The sequence below is a fragment of the Bacillus sp. MT(2024) genome (genome assembly GCF_036362845.1).
Taxonomy (GTDB): domain Bacteria; phylum Bacillota; class Bacilli; order Bacillales; family Bacillaceae; genus Bacillus; species Bacillus velezensis.
The window spans coordinates 1938621-1958513 of record NZ_CP143632.1 but is presented as its reverse complement, the minus strand read 5'-3'; the positions used below and the strand labels follow the sequence as shown (position 1 = coordinate 1958513).

General features: G+C 49.3%; 5 protein-coding genes. All 5 read left to right on the top strand.

Features of this window, described 5'->3' with window-relative positions:
* Nucleotides 1-55 precede the first annotated feature (55 nt).
* The 5 genes from VP472_RS09260 (at nucleotide 56) to VP472_RS09240 (ending at nucleotide 19882) form a co-directional block, all read left to right on the top strand.
* Nucleotides 56-1444: an MATE family efflux transporter gene (locus tag VP472_RS09260; RefSeq protein WP_146276906.1), complete on the top strand. Its 1389-nt coding sequence runs from the start codon at nucleotides 56-58 to the stop codon at nucleotides 1442-1444.
* Between the two features lie 114 nt (nucleotides 1445-1558).
* The gene (locus VP472_RS09255; protein WP_044053602.1) at nucleotides 1559-2527 is read left to right on the top strand and encodes an aldose 1-epimerase; all 969 of its coding nucleotides are present in this window, start codon (nucleotides 1559-1561) and stop codon (nucleotides 2525-2527) included.
* Between the two features lie 18 nt (nucleotides 2528-2545).
* Entirely contained in the window at nucleotides 2546-4021 is a 1476-nt protein-coding gene (dacB, locus tag VP472_RS09250; protein ID WP_146276904.1) for a D-alanyl-D-alanine carboxypeptidase/D-alanyl-D-alanine endopeptidase, read from the top strand.
* A gap of 479 nt (nucleotides 4022-4500) precedes the next feature.
* Nucleotides 4501-12159 (top strand): non-ribosomal peptide synthetase, encoded by a 7659-nt coding sequence (locus VP472_RS09245; protein ID WP_153986666.1) that lies wholly within the window; start codon nucleotides 4501-4503, stop codon nucleotides 12157-12159.
* A 25-nt stretch (nucleotides 12160-12184) separates the two neighbouring features.
* Nucleotides 12185-19882, top strand: coding sequence for a non-ribosomal peptide synthetase (locus VP472_RS09240; RefSeq protein WP_146276902.1), 7698 nt, complete (start codon nucleotides 12185-12187; stop codon nucleotides 19880-19882).
* Nucleotides 19883-19893: the final 11 nt, after the last annotated feature.

The following is a 19893-nucleotide window of genomic DNA, read 5'->3' as shown; positions in this document are numbered from 1 at the left end:
ACAAGCTGTCTGCTGAATAATAAAATGGAAGAAAATCAAAAAAGGAGTCCTACATATGGAAGTACAAGATCATTTAGAAACAGCGGAAGGCCGCGGCCAGTCTGTCTGGCGATCGATGTCACTGTTTTTAGTGCCGCTGCTTTTAAGCAATGTATTGCAATCTGTCGGCCAATTGGTCGGAATGGTATTTGTCGGAAGGTGGCTCGGAGTTGATGCGCTTGCCGCCGTATCGTCTTTTTTTCCGCTGTTTTTTCTGCTGATCTCCTTTACGATCGGAATCGGTTCGGGAAGTTCCATTCTGATCGGGCAAGCTTACGGCGCGAAAAACGAAGAGAGGATGAAGGCGATTGTCGGCACTACACTGACTTTTACCTTTATGCTCGGTGTTGTTCTGGCAGTTGTCGGCAGTGTGTTTACACTTGATATTCTGCGGCTGATGGGAACGCCGGAAAACGTAATAGATGTCAGTGTCCGATATGCGCGCATTTTGTTTTGCGCAATGCCGCTGATGTTTTTATATTTTGCGTATACGACATTTTTACGCGGAACGGGAGATTCAAAGACTCCGTTTTATACGTTAATCGTCAGTACAGTCATAAACATCGGTCTCTTGCCCTTATTGATTCTCGGGCTTTTCGGACTTCCGAAGTTCGGCATTTACGGTTCGGCGTATGCAACCGTGATTTCAAACATCGTGACATTTATCGTACTCATGGTTTATTTGCGGAAAAGGAAACATCCATTGGCATTTGACCGGACTGCGCTCCGTTCTCTTAAAATGGACAAAAAGCTGCTCGCGCTTTTACTCCGTCTCGGTATTCCGTCAAGCATCAATATGATACTCGTATCACTTTCTGAAATTGCGGTCATTTCATTTGTCAATCATTACGGATCAAACGCGACGGCTGCTTATGGGGTCGTCAACCAAGTGGCGAGTTATGTGCAGATGCCGGCGGTAAGCCTCGGTATCGCCGTTTCAATTTTTGCCGCCCAATCCATTGGCGCCAATCAATTCGGCCGGCTGAAGCAGGTCATCAAAGTCGGGATCGGCCTGAATTATTTGATCGGCGGGGTTTTGATTGTGCTGATTTACACCTTCTCCCGGCAGATACTGGCTTTGTTTTTAACCGATCAGGATACACTCCACATTGCCCGCAATCTGATTATGATTACCCTTTGGAGCTATCTGATTTTCGGTCACGCTCAGATTGTTTCAGCAACAATGCGGGCGAGCGGTACGGTGTTATGGCCGACGATTATCAGCATTTTTACGATTTGGGGAATTGAAGTGCCTGTGGCCTTTATTCTTTCTCATTATACGAATCTCGGCATTCTCGGCATTTGGGTCGGTTATCCGGCGGCTTTTGTCGTCAGCCTGCTGCTGCAATACGGATATTACCGGTTTGTATGGAAGAAAAAACAGATTACCCGGCTGATTGAATAAGGTTTTACCGCACATCGCTCAATTCATACGGGCGATGTTTTTTTAGAGAAGGAAAATGAGTTTAGAAAATGGAATTCCTATACATGCTAGAAAACAAGGAAAGGGCAGGTGCTTATGACGATTGAACATACGACTTATTTAGGAGTTTCAGCCATAAAAGCGGAGACTGATCAGGCTGAATGCATCATTGTGCCGGAGTGGGGATCAAATGTCATATCGCTTCGGGATAAAAGAACCGGTATGCGGCTTCTGAGAGAACCGGAAACTGCGGAGGAATTCCTCAAAAAACCCATGCTGTACGGCATTCCCGTTTTATTCCCGCCGAACCGGATTACGGACGGGACGTTTCGTTTTGACGGGCGCGCGTATCAATTCGAGATAAACGAAGAGGATAAACATAATCATATTCACGGCTTTCTTCACAATCAGCATTGGAAAGCGGCGGCAGCGAGAGAAGAGGGGGATGGAATGACAGTCGAAACAGAAATTGATCTTTCAAAGATTCCCCGTGTTCATAAACAATTTCCGCACGATGTCATTGTCCGGATGACCTATACATTAAAAGACAATGTGTTTACGCAGCGGGCGCTGATTATGAATAAGGGAACGGAGGCTTTTCCTTGGGGGCTAGGCTATCATTCCACATTTGTTTTCAATGAAGAGCGATCCCGTCTATTTTTGACGGCTGACCGCATGTGGGAATTAAATGAACGTTTCGTACCGACAGGCCGTTTATTGGATGTGCCTGATAAAGAAGCGTTCCGTCACGGGATGTCTTTGAAAAATAAACAGTTTGACGATGTTTTTCTTTCTTCCGGACGGAATGGCGGCAATAACGAAGCTGTTATTTATCATCCGAATGAGAAATTATCCGTTTTGTATCAAGCGGACACGTCTTTCAAGCATTGGGTGGTATATAACGGCGACGGAAAGCAGGGGTTTGTCAGTCTTGAGCCTTATACTTCCGTTACAGATGCTTTTAATCTGAATCAGCCTGCATCACTGACAGGGCTTCAGATTCTGAAACCGGGCGAAGAAGCGGCTGCGTCATCCAGGATCACCATTTTGCATGACGAAGAATAGGAAAGAGGCGGGATAACATTGAAAACATATGTGAAACGCTTGTGCGCGGTGATTCTGCTTTTGATCATTGCCGAAGTTCCTTATATTGATGATGCGGCTAAGGCGGCTGAACAAAAAAATACTTTGCAAAAAGAGCTGGAACACATTCTGGATGAAGAACCCGCTTTAAAGGGAGCTTCAGCGGGCGTCAGTGTCCGGTCAGCAAAAACAGGGGAGGTGCTGTTCGGCAGCCGGGAAGATATGCGGCTGAGGCCTGCATCATTGATGAAACTGCTGACGGCATCTGCGGCGCTTTCCGTTCTCGGAGAAGATTACACCTTTAAGACAGAAGTACGGGCAGACGGCGCCGTGAAAGGAAAACAGCTGCGCGGAAACCTTTATCTCAGGGGAAAAGGCGATCCGACCCTATTGGCTTCTGATTTTGAGAAGATGGCTAAACAAGTCAAAGCCAGAGGCATCCATTTCATTAAAGGAGATCTGGTCGGGGATGATTCGTGGTATGACGATACCAGGTATTCAGTTGATCTTCCGTGGAGTGATGAAGGCCAATATTATGGCGCGCAAGTATCAGCTCTTACCGCTTCCCCAAATGAAGATTATGATACCGGAACGGTGATTGCTGAAATCACCCCGGCGAAACAGCCCGGTAAAAAGCCGCGCATTTCGATTTCTCCCCATACGGACGTCGTTCGTGTGAAAAATGAAGTGAAAACCGTCGCTTCTGATGAAAAGAAAGAATTGACGGTTGAACGGGAGCACGGTGGCAATGTGATTACGATAAAGGGAACCATACCTGCCGGCTCGTCAAAGGCAAGAGAATGGGCGGCAGTGTGGGATCCGTCGTCCTATGCTTTAGATTTATGGAAACAAGCGCTTACTAAACAGGGTATAACTGTAAAAGGGAAAATCAGAACAGGGCGAATGCCGCACCGCACCCAGCTTGTCACATCACGGACATCCATGCCTCTTTCAGAATTATTGATCCCGTTTATGAAACTGAGCAACAACGGGCACGCCGAAATTCTGATCAAGGAAATGGGAAAAGTGAAAAAAGGGGAGGGCAGCTGGGAAAAGGGCTTGGACGTGATGAAATCGGAGCTCAAATCGTTCGGGCTGAATCCGGATGAATTGATTGCAAGAGACGGATCCGGCGTTTCTCATATTAACGGCGTATCCGCCGGCCAAATCGGAGAGCTTTTGTATGCGGTTCAGAAAGAAAAGTGGTACCCGGCTTTCCTTCGTTCGCTCCCTGTCGCCGGTGCAAGCGACAGAATGACGGGAGGCACTCTTCGGAACCGGCTGAAGAATACTCCGGCAGAGGGCAAAATTAAAGCGAAAACCGGGTCACTAACATCAGTCAGTTCGATTGCCGGCTATGCAGACACAAAAACAGGAGATACGCTTATTTTTTCCGTGCTTCAAAACGGGCTGCTTGACGAAGATGACGGAAAAGACATTGAAGACAAAATCGCAGTCGTGCTGGCAAATCAATAAGAAGGGCCGGATCCTTAGAGGGTTCGGCTTTTTTTGATGTCTGTAAAACATTATATTGCGATTATGAATCAATCTTTTCAAAAAGTAATATCGCAATATACTTCCTTTTTTTTACATACTACTTTCTTACTTGTTCACCGATTTTTCATTTTCTAACATGAAACTTCTTTTCAGGAGGCAAAACCTTTTTAAAAGCGCAATTAATTATACATTTTATTCCTTATTATAGTGTTTAAGAACCAGTTTGCAGTGTGCATACATACCGTTTTACATGGTATAAAGATTATAGAAATGAAGAAATGAAGTGAGGAATATATACTATATTCTAAAAAATGTTAGAGAAAATTTAATTTTTTATTGTGATTTCTAAAATATGTTTTAAAATAATGCTTATATGGATGATTTAGTCATATGCTGTCGAAATTTAATTGTAATTATTTCACTTTCTTATCCTCTTAAATTGAAGCGGAGGGATTCCATTGAAGAACACTGTTTATTCTTTAACTCACGCACAAAGAAGAGTGTGGTTTACCGAGCTGCTCGAACCGGGCACAAGTATCTGCAATCTCGCGGCATGCGTCAAATTCAGGGGGGACATTGATTTTGACGTACTGCGCCATGCTTTAGATTTTTCTATCTCGCAAAATGATTCGCTCAGGTTTCAACTGACAGAAGGGGACGGATCAGAACCCCAGCTGTATCTGGCCGGGCATCGGCCGATTTCTCTAGAGACTGTTGATTTTACTCATACTGATAACTCAGAGCGGGACGCATGGATTGACACGCAGACCCGTGTTCCGTTCAAGCTGTTTCATTCACCTCTGTATCAATTTACTCTGCTTGTCATGTCAGACGAAGAAGTTTGGCTTTATTCAAAATTTCACCATATTATCATGGACGGCATCTCGCTCAACCTGCTCGGCAACCAGCTCATTGATATCTACCAAAAGATCATGCGGGGCGAGGATTTAGCTGAACATCACAGGCCTTCCTATCTCAGCTACATGGAAAAAGAACAGCAATACTTACAGTCTTCCCGTTTTCAAAAGGACCGTTCATTTTGGACTGAAACATACCGAACCGTTCCGGAACACCTTTCACTGGCGGAACGAACCTCTCATCTTAGACAAAGCACTGCGGCTTCCAGAGATACAATCACTCTTTCTCACTCCTTAGAACAATCTATCCGGCGTTTTTGCAAAGAAAATAATATCAGCATCATCTCTCTGTTTATGGCTTCGTTATACATATGCATCAGCCGTCTGACGGCTAAAAAAGATATTGCCATCGGCACTTATTATGGAAACCGGGGCTCCAGGCTCGAAAAGGATATGCTCGGCATGTTCGTCAGCACACTGCCGATCAGAATGACGGCAGATCCTGATGCGGAGTTCCTGTCCTTTGTCCGCAGCGTAGGAAAAGAGCAGCTGTCTGTTATGCGGCACCAGAAATATCCTTACAATCTTTTTGTCAATGAATTAAGGCAGGTTCATCACGATCTGCAAAATATCATCGGGATTTCGATGCAATACCAGCCTCTCGCGTGGCATCAGGCGGAGGGCTTCGATTATGAAACGGCGATGTTTTTCAGCGGGCATACGGCAAATGAGCTGTCCATTTTAATTAAGGAGCGGACAGATACGGGATTGATTGAGCTGAATTTTGATTATCAATCCGCTTTATTTACTGAAACATCGATTAAACGGATTCAAACTCATTTGCTGACGATCGTTGAAAATGCCGTTAGAAATCCAAACCGGCTGATTCGGCATATTGATATGGCGGATGAAAAAGAAAAGAAACGGGTGTTAACTGCGTTTAACCGTACAGAAACGGCTGAACCGCCGGCCCCGACGCTTCACGGGCTGTTCACCCGCCGCGCCGCGCTTTCGCCGCATTGTCCGGCGCTTCGTTTTCCCGACGGTATGCTGACGTACGCCGAGCTTGACCGGTACACAGACAGACTCGCTGTTCGGCTCCGCCAAAAAGGCGTCCGCAAAGAAAGCGTGGTCGGTGTGCTCGCTGAACGCTCGCCAGAGATGGTGATTTCAGTGCTTGCCGTGTTAAAAGCGGGCGGCGCCTACGTGCCGCTTGACCCGGAATATCCGGAGGACAGGCTGCGCTATATGCTTGACGACAGCGGCGCCTGTCTCCTGCTTCAACAGTCGGGGTTATCCGTTCCCGGTTTTTCCGGCGAAACGCTAGAAGTGTCTCTTTCTGCCCTTACAGGTGAGGCGGAGACAGGGGCTGTCTCTGACGAAGCGGATGCTGATTCGCTCGCTTATATCATTTATACGTCCGGTTCGACGGGAACACCGAAGGGAGTGGCTGTTGAACACCGTCAAGCCGCCGCCTTTTTATCAGGGATGCAAGGGCAGTTTCCGTTAACGGAAGAGGACATTATCGTGCTGAAATCATCCTTTTCATTCGACGCCTCCATCTGGCAATTGTTTTGGTGGACGATGTCAGGCGCCTCCGTGTATCTGCTTCCGGCCGGCTGGGAGAAAGATCCTGTGCGGATGATTGAAGCGTTTGCCTCAGAAAAGGTGACGACCGCGCATTTTATTCCGGCGATGGTCAACAGCTTTTTAGACGCGCTGGAAACGGAGCCTGAGGAAACAAGAACACGCCTCGGCAGAACCCTGACACGCGTGTTTGCCGGAGGGGAAGCTCTTTCCCCGCTTACGGCTGCCCGGTTTTCCGATCTTCTGCCGGAGACCGTGCTCATTCACGGCTATGGGCCGACGGAAGCGACGGTTGATGCGGCGTTTTACGTCTGTGACCGAAAACGGGACAGCGAACGGACGCGGCTTCCGATCGGAAAACCCGTTCCGGGTGCCCGTCTGTATGTATTAGATAGCGGAGGAGCCATCCAGCCTGCGGGCGTGGCAGGAGAGCTGTACATCGCGGGGACAGGGGTGGCCCGGGGCTATTTGAACCGTCCTGAACTGACGGCGGAACGTTTTCTCGATGATCCGTTTTATCCGGGAGAGCGCATGTATCAGACGGGCGATATCGCACGCTGGACTGAAGACGGGCTTGTCGAATGGCTCGGCCGGTCAGACGGACAGGTGAAAGTCCGCGGCTACCGGATTGAACCGGGAGAAATCGAAGCGGCGATCCGGCGAATTGACGGCATTCGTGAGGCGGCGGTCACCGCCCGGACCGAACACGGCGAAACCGCACTTTACGCCTATATTGAAGGACGAAAAAGCGATGACGTGCGGGCGGAGCTTGCGAAACGTCTTCCGGCCTACATGATGCCGGCTCAGTTTATAGAGATGAGCGAGTGGCCGGTCACACCGAGCGGAAAGCTTGACCGCCGCGCGCTGCCGGCTCCTGACGGAGCGGCAGGCAGACAAGCGTACACCGCCCCGCGGAACGTCACGGAAATGAAGCTTTGCGCCCTTTGGGAAGAGGTGCTGAAAAACGGACCCGTCGGCATCCGGGATCACTTTTTTGAGCGGGGCGGCCATTCGTTAAAAGCGACGGCTCTCGTCTCCCGCATCGCCAAGGAGTTCGGTGTTCAGGTGCCGTTACAGGACATCTTCGCCCGGCCGACGGTGGAAGAGCTCGCTTCGGTTATTCAGGACTTGGAAGAGAGCCCGTATGAAGCGATTCAGCCGGCGAAAACACAGGACACTTATCCGGTGTCTTCGGCGCAGAAACGGATGTATGTGCTCCAACAGCTTGAAGACGGCGGTGTCGGCTACAATATGCCGGCTGTGCTGGAACTGACGGGCCCGCTTGACCGTGTCCGGCTGGAGGAGACGTTCCGGCAGCTTGTGGAGCGGCATGAATCGCTCAGAACGTCCTTTGAAACGGGGCCTGACGGCGAACCGGTGCAGCGCATTCATGACAGCGTGCCGTTTCAGCTCGATGAGGCCGAGTCAGCTGACGCATTCGTCCGGCCGTTTTGTCTGGAGGAAGCGCCGCTCTTCCGTGCGGCCCTCGTGAAAGAATCGGAAGAACACCATCTTTTATTAACGGATATGCATCATATTATTTCTGACGGTGTGTCCGTCAACACCTTGATAAAAGAATTCGGCGAGCTGTACGCAGGCCGTTCGCTTGCGCCGATGCGCCTTCAATATAAAGACTATGCCGTCTGGCAGCGGTCGTTTCAGGAGAAAGAAGGGTATCAGAAGCAGGAAGCGTATTGGCTGAAGCGGCTAGAAGGAGAGCTTCCGGTGCTGGAGCTTCCGGCTGACAAGCCCCGTCCGGCTGTCAGAAGCTTTGCGGGCGGCAGCGTATCGTGCACGCTTGACGCTGAAACGGCATCCGGCCTTCACCGCATCGCCCGGGATCACGGCTCCACTTTGTATATGGTTCTTCTCGCCGCGTACAATACGCTGCTCGCGCGGTTGAGCGGACAGGAAGACATCATCGTCGGCTCGCCGATTGCCGGGCGTCCGCACAAAGACCTTGAACCGATTCTCGGCATGTTCGTCAACACGCTCGCCATCAGAACGGAGCCGAAAGGAGACAAACGGTTTACCGATTATTTGGCGGAAGTCCGCCAGGCGGCGCTTGAGGCGTATGAACATCAGGACTACCCGTTTGAAGAGCTGGTAGAACGGCTCGGCGTGCAGCGGGACATGAGCCGCAATCCGCTGTTTGACGCGATGTTTATTCTTCAGAATATGGAGCGGGAGGAGATAAATCTGGCCGGTCTGAAGGCGTCACGATCAGAGCATACCGAACATGATGTATCAAGTTTTGACCTGACCTTATCAGCGGCTGAATCCGATGGAAACATCCGCTTTGAGATGGAATTCAGCACCGAGCTTTTTATGAAAGAAACGATTGAACGCTGGATGGGCCACTTACTGAATCTCTTGCGCCATGTTGCCGCCGAACCGGAAGTCACACTATCGAAAGCTGACATTTTGGATGAAGAAGAAAAACAAAAGTTACTGATTGAGTTTAATAACACACAAACTGAATTCATGGAAAAACACAAACTGTTTCACCAGTTGTTTGAAGAGAAAGCAGAAGAAACGCCTCATCAGACCGCTGTTATTGAAGGAGCACAACAGATCAGCTATTCGCAGCTTAATGAGCGGGCAAATCGGCTTGCGCGAACATTACACAAAAATGGATTCGGTCCGGGAAAAAGAGCAGCTATATTGGCAAACCGTTCGATTGAAGCGATCGTCAGTGTTCTTGCCGTCATGAAATCAGGAGGGGCGTATATACCGGTTGACTCCCATTATCCTGAGGAACGGATTCGCTATTTATTAAAAGACAGCGCGGCATCCGTCTTGATGGTGCAGTCAGAATACAAAGAACTTGCTTCACAGCTGACGGATCACAATCTATTTCTCATTCAGCTTGATCATGAAGATCAATACGATATTTCTGCAAAGAATATTCAGCCGGCAGCGTCACCGGATGATACCGCATATATCATATATACTTCGGGAACAACGGGAACGCCGAAGGGAGTCGAAGTCAGAAATCGCAGCTTTACGCATGCAGCACTTGCATGGCGCAGGATTTATGAGCTTGATCTTATACCGGTCAGAGTGCTGCAGATGGCGAGTTTCTCATTTGATGTATTTTCAGGGGATCTTGCACGCGCCCTGCTGAACGGGGGAACGCTTGTCATTTGTCCGGATGACGTCCGGCTTGAGCCGCAACAGCTTTATCGGCTCATTGATCAGCACCGTATCACGTTTATGGAGTCGACACCCGCGCTGATTGTTCCGTTTATGGAATATATATACCGCCGGAAACTCGCGCTGCAAAGCGTAAAAATACTGGTACTTGGTTCAGATATGATCAAGTCGCAAGATTTTTATACGCTTCATGAACGCTTTGGGAAAGAAATGCGGATCATTAACAGCTACGGTGTAACAGAAGCGACAATTGATTCTTCGTATTATGAAGCCGGAATGAGCGAAGAGCCGCGGGAAGATGATGTGCCGATCGGTGTTCCGCTTCCGAATGTGCAAATGTACGTCTTAAACAAAGACAAACAGGTCCAGCCGATCGGCGTTTTCGGAGAGCTGTATATCGGAGGCGCCGGCGTCGCCAAAGGATATTGGGGACAGCCTGAGCTGACAGAGGACGCATTCAGTGACCCGTTACAAACGGGAGAAACACTTTACAGAACCGGAGATCAGGCTTGCTGGCTGCCGGATGGAACTCTTCGTTTTCAAGGGCGGATTGATAAGCAGGTGAAGATCAGGGGATACAGAATTGAGACGGGAGAAATAGAAAGTGTGCTTTTGAAACACGATCAAGTCAAAGAAGCGGCTGTTACCGTGATGAAAGATGCCGAAGGACAAGCCCGGTTAGCGGCATACATCGTTCCTAAAGAGGCCGATATCTCATCACTCCGCCAGTCTCTTATGCAGGAGCTTCCGGCTTATATGATGCCGTCTCATATTATCGGTTTAAACAGCATGCCCCTGACACTGAACGGCAAACTTGATAAATCGGCATTGCCGGCAGAAGAGATACATTCATCACAGGCATTTGTCGCGCCCGGCGATGAAAAACAGGCGATGTTATGCCGGATTTGGGAAGATGTGCTTCATATTCAGAAAGCGGGAATTCATCACTCTTTCTTTGAGCTTGGGGGAGATTCCATTAAGGCGCTTCAAGTGTCAGCCCGACTCGCCGGAGAAGGCTGGAACATGTCGATCCGCGATTTGTTTCAGTTCCCGACGATTGCAGAACTCGCGAAACACCTCACGCCGGCTGTTGCAACGGCTGATCAGGGCCCGATAGAAGGAAGCGCTCCGCTGACACCGATCCAGCAGAGATTTTTTGAGGAGCCGGGTGCATTTGAGCTTCATTATAACCAATCAGTCATGCTGTGCAGTGAAGAAAGCCTCGAAATAGATGCGCTGTATCAGGCGGTTTGCGCGCTGACAGAACATCATGATGCGCTGCGAATGACTTTCACTGAAAATGAGCATGGGGAAGTTGTTCAATATAACCGCGGAATCACAGAGCAGCATGAAGAAATCTTTACGCTTAACGTCATAGATCTTTCAGAAGAAACACAGCCGGAAAAACGGATAGCCGCTGAGGAAAAAGAAATACAGCAGGCTATGCGCCTTGATCAAGGCCCTCTGCTTCATCTCGGAGTGTTCAGGCTGAAAGAAGCCGACCATCTGCTTATCACGATTCATCACCTTATCACGGACGGCGTGTCATGGAGGATATTGCTTGAAGATCTGCAGACAGCTTATCAGCAGGCATTGGACGGCAAACAAATCGAACTGCCGCCGAAAAGCGATTCTTATATAAAGTATGCTGAAGAGCTTTTTGACATTTCCAAGAGCAAAGTATTGCTGGAGGAAGCCGCATACTGGGACAGCGTGATGTCTGGTGAAACAGCGCCGCTGCCGAAAATAACTGATGAAAACGCCGGACGATTGCAGGAAAACGCGCGCACTGCATCGTGGATATTAAGCAGCGAAGTCACGAAGCAGCTGCTGTTGGAAACACAGCAGGCATACGGAACGGATGTTCATGAATTGCTTTTAACGGCGCTTGGAATGGCGCTTCATGAGTGGACGGGTTCCGAACAGATGCTTATCAGCACTGAAGGACACGGACGGCAAGGGCATATTCCTGACATTGATATGTCAAGAACGGCAGGCTGGTTTACATCTGTTTACCCGGTGCTTTTGGATATAAGAGTGCCGGACGGCTCAGGCGAAAAAACCGCGCACCGCATAAAGACGGTAAAAGACATGATGAGACGGGTTCCTCATCACGGAACCGGCTACGGGCTGCTGAGATATTCGCGAAACATTCTTTATAAAGACCCAGAAATAAGCTTTAACTATCTCGGTGCGTTTGACGGTCTTGAGGGGACGCTGAAGATGTCACCCTTCAAGCCGCAGCATGATATAGCATCCGGGCGCATCCGCGAGTTTGATCTGGATATTAACGCGATGGTGGCGGCCGGGCAACTGGAGGTAAAAGCCGTTTATACCGATGTATTTGCACCGGGGGCAATCGAGTTCTTCATGAATCGTTTCCATACTCACCTCGAGGACATCATCGCCCATTGTTCCGGCAAGAAAGAGCGGGAAAAAACATTAACGGATTACAGCCATACAGAATTGACCGCTCAAGCACTATCAAGCATTGAAGATCTCGTAAAAGGACTTTAATTTCATAAAAAGGTGTGTGGCATTCGTGACACAAGCGACAGAAATTCAAGATATTTACCCTTTATCATATATGCAGGAAGGCATGCTGTTTCATTCGCTTCTGGATTCCGGATCAAACGCATATGTCGAGCAGATTTCGTTTACAGTCAGCGGGGATTTATGCATTGATACATTCCAAAAAAGTCTGGATATGCTTGTCAGCCGTTATGATATTTTCAGAACGATTTTCATAAAAGAAGTGCCTGACCTTGAAGGGCCGCAGCAGGTTGTCCTTTCACGCCGTGACACTGCCGTACAGACTGAGAACATTTCAGACTATTCGGAAGAACGGCAGCAAAGCATCATTGACGAATTTAAGGAAAACGACCGGCATAAGGGGTTTGATCTGCAAAAAGGCCCCTTAATGCGCCTGACTCTTTTTCAAACGGGAGAAAACCGCCATACATGCGTTTGGACTCATCATCACATTATGATGGACGGCTGGAGCTTGGGCATTGTACTGAAAGATTTCTTCAGCATGTATTATGCGATCCGGAACGGGCGGCCTGTAAACCTCGGCAGTCCGGCTCCTTACAGCACTTATATCAAATGGCTCCGAAGCCGGAATAAAGAAGAGACGTCAGCGTTCTGGTCGCGCTGCTTGGAAGATTACGGAGAAACCGTTTCCGTTCCGCAAACGAAGAATAAGCCGGCGCAAAACGGTTATGTATCTGAGCATTTTCAATTTTCCCTTGAGCCTGAAACCGTGCAAAAACTGACAGACATTGCCCGAGGCATCGGGGTCACGCTGAATACTATATTTACGGGCATTTGGGGTCTGCTTCTCCATCGTTACAACGGGACTGAAGATGCCGTCTTCGGTTCAGTTGTTTCCGGCAGGCCGTCAGCTATCAGCGGCATTGAATCCATGGCCGGACTGTTTATCAATACCGTGCCGGTAAGGGTGCGCGCGGCTGGTGATATGACTTTTTCTTCTCTTCTCAAAAAGGTGCAAAAAGAGTCACTCGCTGCGGAAGAGCACAGCTATTATCCGCTTTATGACATCCAAAACGAGAGCGGTCTGCAAAAAGATCTCTTGAACCATATCCTTGTCTTTGAAAATTATCCGGTTCAGATGCAGGCTGCGGTAAACGGCTGGCAGCAAACGGAAAGCAGTGCGCTCTCACTTGAAAACTTTTCGATGGCGGAAGAAACCAATTACGATCTTAACGTCGTCATCGTTCCGGGAGAAGAGTTTTATGTAAAATTCAGCTACAATGCGGGCATCTACGATCGGGAAGACATGAAACGGATCAAAGGGCATATTCTGGAGGTCATCTCCTGTGTAACGGAAGATCCGGACAGGCTTTTATCAAGCATCAGTCTCGTACCTCCGGAGGAAGAAGCCCTGATTCATTCGTTTAACGAAACGAACCGTCCGTACCCTGAGACAACCGTTCATGGGCTGTTTGAAGAACAGGCGGCAAAAACGCCTGACCAAGAGGCGTTGAGATATAACGGGGTAAGCTGGAGCTACAAAAAATTAAATCAGCGGGCGAATCAGATTGCCCATGCGTTAAGGGAAAAAGGCGCCCGTTCCGATCAGATCACCGCTGTTATGCTGCGCCGATCAATGAGTACAGTTGCCGCTCTGCTCGGAATTTGGAAGTCGGGCAGCGCCTATATGCCGATTGATGCGGAATTTCCGCCTGAACGGATTTCATTTTTACTGAGAGACAGTGAAGCCTCACTGCTCGTGACTGAAAAAGACCTGCTCCCCCTCATTCCGCCCCATTTCAAGGGCAGCGTCGTCATCATGGAGGAAACGGTTTCTCAGCAGACCGCACCGCTTCCGCCGGTGTCTGACAGCGGAAATTGGGCGTATGTCATTTACACCTCCGGAACGACAGGCCGGCCGAAAGGGGTGCTTGTACCACACAAAGCGATCAGCAATACATTGCAATGGCGGCGTGAAGAATACGGGATGACAGGAGGAGACATAGCGCTTCATCTTTTTTCATACGTATTTGACGGGTCATTAACGAGTCTTTTCACTCCGCTTCTGTCGGGCGCCTGTGTACTGTTAACTGATGAAGATGATGCGAAAGACGTCCTTTCAATAAAACAGAAAATCGCCCGCCACGGAGTGAGCCATCTTCTGATCGTTCCGTCTCTGTATCGCGTTCTGCTTGATTCGCTGACGAAAAAGGATGCGCAGACGCTTCGGGCGGTGACATTTGCCGGGGAAGCGGCCACCCCTGATATCGTGGAAGCGAGCCGCAACATATGCCCGAATGCCGAGCTGCTGAATGAATACGGCCCGACGGAAAACAGTGTGGCCACGACGATTCTGCGCAACCTGCAAAAAAGCAGCCGGATTACGATCGGGCGCCCGATTGCCAACACTTCTGTCTATATGATGCACGGAGATCGGCTGCAGCCGGTCGGAGCCGTCGGTGAACTGTGTATTTCCGGAAAAGGTCTGGCGGACGGATATTTTCAGCAAAAAGAGCTGACGGACAAAGTCTTTACCCCTCATCCGTTTCGTAAAGGTGAACGGCTGTACAGAACGGGAGATGCAGCCCGATTTTTACCGGACGGAACGATTGAATATATGGGACGCTTTGACGATCAGGTGAAGGTAAGAGGTTACAGAATTGAATTGGGAGAAATCGAAACGGCACTCAGAAGTCTGTCCGGGGTAAAAGAGGCGGCAGTCACCGTGCGCAGAACGGCGGACGGGGAACAGGAGCTTGCAGCTTATGTCGTACTGGAAAACGCGGGTGTGACATTTGATCCTCATGCCGAATTGGCCGGGAGATTACCTGCTTATATGATCCCGGGAAGCTTTACCAAATTGACGGAAATGCCGCTGTCTGTGAGCGGAAAACTTGACCGGGCCGCACTTCCTGAGCCGAAAGAAGCCGAGAGAACCGGTGATTATCAAGCTCCGCGCACAATGCTTGAGACTGAGCTGCTGTCTATTTGGCAAGAAGTGCTGAAACGGGAACACATCAGTATGAGAGATGATTTCTTCCAAATCGGCGGACAGTCGCTGAAAGCCGCGTCGCTTGTTTCAAACATACATAAACGGCTGCAAATTGAACTTGCCGTCCGCCATGTTTTTGAACATCCGACCATCGAGAGCATGGCCCGCTTCCTAGAACAGAGGAAAAGAGGAGAATATGCAGAAATCACGCCTGCGGAGGCAAAGGACTTGTACCCGCTATCTTTTGCGCAAAAAAGGCTCTATGCCCTTCATCAGCTTGCGGCGGACAGCACGGGCTATCATATGCCCGCTTGTCTGGAGCTGAGCGGCAGACTCAACCGGGATCGTCTGCACGAAGCCTTTTCAGCGCTGTTACAAAGGCATGAAGCGTTACGCACATCATTTGTTTTACGAAACGGGGAGCCGATGCAGCACATACATTCACATGTCGATCTCGATCTCACAGAGATTCACATGCCATCCGGGACACTTCTTCAAGAGACAATGGAAACTTTCGTCAAGCCGTTTGACGTGGAAAAAGCGCCGCTTTTGAGAGTGACTTTAGCCAAAGCCACTGAAGAACGTCATTTTCTGCTGCTTGATATGCATCATCTTATCGCAGACGGTGTGTCAATGAGCGTTCTGATTCAAGAATTGACGGATTTGTACAGAGGGAAAGAGCTGCGGCCGTTAAAACTTCAGTACAAAGATTTTTCCGTCTGGCAGCATGAGCGGTTCGCCGCTGAAGAATTCAAAAGACATGAGCGGTATTGGCTGGATGCGATCGGGGAAAACATTCCCGTTCTTGATCTGCCGCTCGATAAAAAGCGCCCGCAGCTTCCTGATTTCAGCGGGTCCGTTGTACGAACGCGCCTTCAAAAAGAAACGGCGGAGAATTTGCGCCGGCTTATGGATGAGACGGGTTCGACGCTGTATATGATTCTTTTGGCAGGCTACTCCTTGTTCCTTTCTAAATTGAGCGGGCAGGAAGACATTATCGTCGGTTCACCTGCGGCCGGCAGAAGCCGCGCTGAGCTTGATGGGGTCATCGGCATGTTTGTAAATACCGTGGCAATGAGAAGCAGGCCGAAAGGGGATAAGACATTCCGCGCTTATTTAGAAGAGGTGAAAATGCTTGCCCTCGGCGCAGCCGAACATCAGGACTTCCCGTTTGAGGAACTTGCCCAAAAGCTTGATACACACCGGGAAGTCAATCGCAATCCGCTGTTTGATGCCATGCTCGTTTTGCAAAACAGTGATGATTTCAAAGTGAACCTTCCGGGCTTATCCGTTTCTTCACATGCAGTGAAACATGACATTTCAAAATTCGACTTGACGCTTCATGCCGAGGAACAGCCGGACGGCTCACTGGATTTTCATTTTGAATACAGTACCGCGTTGTTTGAAAAAGATACGATCGAACGGTGGGCCGGTCATTTTAAAGAGCTTTTAGGACAAATCGCATCGGATGATGAGCGGAAGCTGTCTGACATTCATTTGCTGGATAAAAACGAGCGGCAGATGCTTCTTCAAGCGGAAAATCAAACAGCTGAGTATCCGAGGCATGAGACGATCGTCAGTTTATTTGAAGCACAGGCGGAAAAAATGCCGGATCAAATTGCAGCCGTTATGTCCGATGAGCGTCTCACATACCGCGAGCTCAATGAAAAGGCGGATCGAATCGCCGATATGCTGTCGGAAAACGGCATCCGCTCCGGACAGATTGTCGGAATTATGACCGAACGATCCCCGGATATGCTGATTGGGATTCTCGGTATTTTAAAAGCGGGAGGGGCTTATCTGCCGATTGATCCTGACTATCCGGACGAGCGGATTTCATTTATGCTGACTGACAGCGGCGCGCGTGTTCTGTTGACGCAATCGGGTCTTGGGATATCCGGAATGGACGGGCTGCCGGTATTATACATTGATAAGCCTGAATCCGTTTCAGCAGACAGAACGAAAGAAATGATAACGCCTGAACAGCCGGCTTACGTGATTTACACATCGGGCACAACCGGAAAACCGAAAGGCGTTATGACGGAACACCGCAATGTCATCAGCCTTATCACACATAGAGGACTGCCGTTTGATTTCGGCTCTGGAGACGTTTGGACGCTGTTCCACTCCTATTGCTTTGATTTTTCTGTCTGGGAAATATTCGGCGCGCTCTTATACGGCGGAAAGGTAGTTATCGTGCCGAAAGAAACTGCCCGTGATCCGCATTTGTACCGGCAGCTGCTGCAAAGTGAAGGCGTAACGGTGCTGAACCAAACGCCGACGGCTTTTTCCGGACTCATTCATGAAGAGGCCGGGCATACGGACAAGCTGAAGCTTCGATATGTCATTTTCGGCGGAGAAGCGCTTCAGCCCGGCATGCTGAAAAGCTGGAAAGAGAAGTACCCGGAGACGGAGCTTGTTAATATGTACGGCATTACGGAAACCACGGTTCACGTCACATGCAAAAAACTGAAGATGGATGATATTGAGAGAAATAAAAGCAATATCGGCAGACCGCTGGAAACCCTTCATGCTTTTGTCATGGACGCCTATATGAATCCGCAGCCGATCGGAATTCCAGGTGAGCTTTATATCGGCGGGGAAGGCGTCGCGAGGGGATATGTAAACAGGGATGATTTAACCGCCTCCCGGTTCATCACGAATCCGCACAATACCGGCATGCGGCTCTACCGGACGGGCGATATTGCCAAAAGACTCTCAAATGGCGAGCTGGAATATGTCGGGCGGAAAGATGCGCAAGTAAAAGTCAGAGGCCACAGAATTGAGCTGGGAGAAATAAAATCAGCGCTGCAGGAGCTTTCCTTCGTGAAAGAGGCCGCCGTGATCACACGTGCTGATCAGCACGGTCAGCACTCCATTTACGCATACGCGGTCTTACACGGGAATGAAAAAATAAAAGAAGCAGAGGTTCAGGCCTCTCTCAGAGCTTTTCTGCCGGAATATATGATTCCCGCACGCTTGATAGAGCTTGATGAACTGCCTTTGACGGCGAATGGGAAGCTGGACGAGAAGGCACTCCCGCAGCCTGAATTAAATGAAAGCCTTGGAGATGATATCAGCCTGAGAAATGAAACTGAAGAAATGATGGCTGACATCTGGGAAGAACTCTTAGGTGTTGAAGGACTCGGCCCCAATGCTCATTTCTTCCATCTCGGCGGGGATTCGATTAAAGCGCTGCAAGTATGTGCGAGGCTGAAACAGCAGGGCTATGAAACGACCGTCCGCGAGCTGTTCGAGCATCAGACACTGGGAGAAGTGTCGATGCGGCTCCGGAAAGTCCGCCGCGTGATTGATCAGTCTCCCGTCACGGGAGACGTGCCGCTGACGCCGATCCAGCACTGGTTCTTTTCGCAATCATTGCCGCATGATCATTTTAATCAGTCTGTTATGCTCCGCAGTGCGGACAGAATCAATGAATCTGCTATGAGAAAAGCGCTGGCACAGCTCGCGGTTCATCATGACGCATTACGGATGGTATGCGGCACGCAAAACGGATCGGTGATTCAATATAACAGAGCGGAAAACCTTTCTGAAGAAGAACTCTTTACGTTTGAAACGCATGACGTAAGAGAGAAAGGTTCATTACAAGAGGAGCACGCCGCAATTGAACAGGCGGCCGCCCGTATTCAAACTTCCATTCGGCTGGAGACGGGTCCGCTCGTAGCTGTCGGCTTATTTCATGCCGCTGATGGCGATCATCTGCTGCTTTCCATTCATCACCTTGTCATTGACGGAGTGTCATGGAGGATTTTATTTGAAGATCTCACCGCGTGCTACAGGCAGGCGCTCGAAGGAAAAGAAACCGCGCTTCCGGCGAAAACCGATTCCTATCAGACTTACGCAAAGCAAATCTCTGATTATGCAAAAAGCCGCCGGCTGTTACAGGAAGCAGACTACTGGTCCGAAAGAGAAAAAGCGGCGGTCAAACCGCTTCCGAAAGATGCCCGCATCTCTTCCAATCTTCTGAAAGATACAGATGTGATGACCGTTACATTGACAAAACAGGAGACCGAGCAGCTGTTAACGGAAGCGAACAGAGCATACACAACAGAGACGGGCGAATTATTGCTTGCCGCGTTAAGTCTTGCGCTGAACAGATGGACCGGAAACGAGGCATTCAAAATCAGCATAGAAGGCCACGGAAGGGAAGAGCACCTGGAGCATCTTGATATCAGCAGAACCATCGGCTGGTTTACGTCAATTTATCCGGTATTGGTTGACGCAAGTTTTCAAGATCAGCCTGATGACGGTGAGCGTCTCGGTTATCACATTAAGCGGACAAAAGACATGATGCGCCGCATACCGCATAAAGGAGCGGGATACGGGGTGCTGAAATATATAAGCAAACTCTGGGGAGAGACTGAATCTGATTCTCCTGAAATCAGTTTTAACTATCTGGGACAGTTTGACCGGGAAATCCGTTCCAGCGGCTTCGGTGTTTCTCCCGTAAAAGCGGGAAATGAAGTCAGCCCAGACTGGGAACGCCCGTACACACTTGATATCAGCGGCTCCGTATCGTCGGAATGTCTCAGCATGCATGTCGTGTACAACCGTTTTCAGTATCAAAAAGAAACGATTGAAGTTTTGACGGGATATTTTCATACCTTTCTCAAGCAGATCATCACGCATTGCACAGGCAAAGAGGAGCGTGAATGGAGCGCCGCTGATTTCAGTGACGAGGAGTTAACGCTGGAAGATCTGAATGACATTATGGGAGCCGTCAACAAACTATAGAAAAGGAGTGG